The organism is Staphylococcus massiliensis CCUG 55927, assembly GCF_000298075.1.
Classification (GTDB): Bacteria; Bacillota; Bacilli; order Staphylococcales; family Staphylococcaceae; genus Staphylococcus; species Staphylococcus massiliensis.
On the sequence record NZ_JH815595.1, the window covers coordinates 130,614 to 132,167 of the forward strand.

A 1,554-nucleotide genomic window follows, 5' to 3' on the forward strand; every position below is an offset into this window, starting at 1 on the left:
CCTTAATTTTTATATCTGTGCTACAACACCGATTCTTTTGTATTTGATATAAAAATCGACGGAGGTCGATTTCGCTTTTAGCACAACGTTCTGAAAGAACGTATAAGTGCGCCCTTACGGGATTTAACTAGATTATAACGATGAAAAATAGACCTGTAAAGCGATAACTATTGTGATAAAGTTTGCTAAAAAGGAGTGTTTTATTTTTATGACTATCAAACAGATTGTGAATGATTTATTAAATAAAAAATGGTCTTTAGAAGATTTGTTTTGGTTAATTTTAATGTGTGTAATATTTAGTACTTTTACTACACCATTTTTAGGTATTCCGATTGGAGTTATTGCTTACTTTTTCTTTTTTTATAAAGATGATGATTTTGATGAGATAGCAGAAAAATATGATTATCAAGACGAGAATAAGAAATAGACCACGCATTTATGCCGAGAAAATTTATTGTGCGTTGAGAAGAACCCTTAACTAAACTTGCAGACGAATGTCGGCATAGCGTGAGCTATTAAGCCGACCATTCGACAAGTTTTGGGATTGTTAAGGGTTCCGAGGCTCAACGTCAATAAAGCAATTGGAATAAAGCAATTATGTTATTTTGATAAAAAAAGGGGGTCCTTGTATGAAGTTTGGAAATTATAAAATTGATTCTTTTTGGTTAATTATGATTATAGGTTTTTTAGCTACTTCTATATTTTTTCCTTTTATGCTTTTGTCTGTAATTATTTTATTGATTTTTGGTTTAGAAAAAGATGATAAAAAAGGTTAAATTTGATTTCTTGATTTTGGTTTTTGAAACGAGTTGAAAACGAGTTTCTTCTTGTCTTGATACTATATAGAAATAACTCGATTTTTAAATTATAGCTCTAATCCTTGATATGTAAGGGTTTAGGGCTATTTTTCTTGTTGAAAGTTATTTTTGACATAAAAAAACCCCAGTAGTATGATTAAAGCGTCTACTCAATAAACAACTACTGGAGGTCTTTTTATATGCAATCTAATACTACTAGATGTATAGACGAAAATCAAGATAACGAAACACTTAAAGATATGACGAAAAGTGGGAAACAACGCCCTTGGAGAGAAAAGAAAATAGACAATGTGAGTTATGCAGATATATTAGAAATTTTAAAAATCAAAAAGGCTTTTAACGTAAAACAATGTGGTAACGTCTTAGAATTCAAGCCTACAGATGAAGGTTATTTGAAGTTACATAAGACATGGTTTTGTAAATCAAAATTATGTCCAGTTTGTAATTGGAGGCGTGCTATGAAAAATAGTTATCAGGCTCAAAGAGTGATTGAAGAAGTGGTTAAAGAAAAACCAAAAGCACGTTGGTTGTTTTTAACACTTTCAACGAAAAATGCGATAGACGGGGATACTTTAGAGGGTTCTGTTGCAAAGTGAAAAATAATGTAATATAAATACAAATAAATGCAAAAACAATCAATATATATAAATGATTTATCGTTAAAATAACATTTATTTTTTATATTTGCATAGTATTGTATACTAATTTTACTTTGCAACAGAACCTCTGAAATACT

General features: G+C 29.7%; 2 protein-coding genes and 1 pseudogene. All 3 read left to right on the plus strand.

Features of this window, described 5'->3' with window-relative positions; all coding sequences use genetic code 11:
- The first annotated feature begins 208 nt into the window (after positions 1 to 208).
- Positions 209 to 427, plus strand: coding sequence for a VraH family peptide resistance protein (locus A33S_RS0110310; RefSeq protein ID WP_000153199.1), 219 nt, complete (start codon positions 209 to 211; stop codon positions 425 to 427).
- A 202-nt stretch (positions 428 to 629) separates the two neighbouring features.
- On the plus strand, positions 630 to 776 hold the full coding sequence (locus A33S_RS12430; protein WP_017176832.1) for a hypothetical protein: 147 nt from the start codon (positions 630 to 632) through the stop codon (positions 774 to 776).
- A 221-nt stretch (positions 777 to 997) separates the two neighbouring features.
- A pseudogene (locus tag A33S_RS11890) lies at positions 998 to 1,405 on the plus strand (protein rep); the annotation flags it as partial.
- Between the last annotated feature and the right edge of the window lie 149 nt (positions 1,406 to 1,554).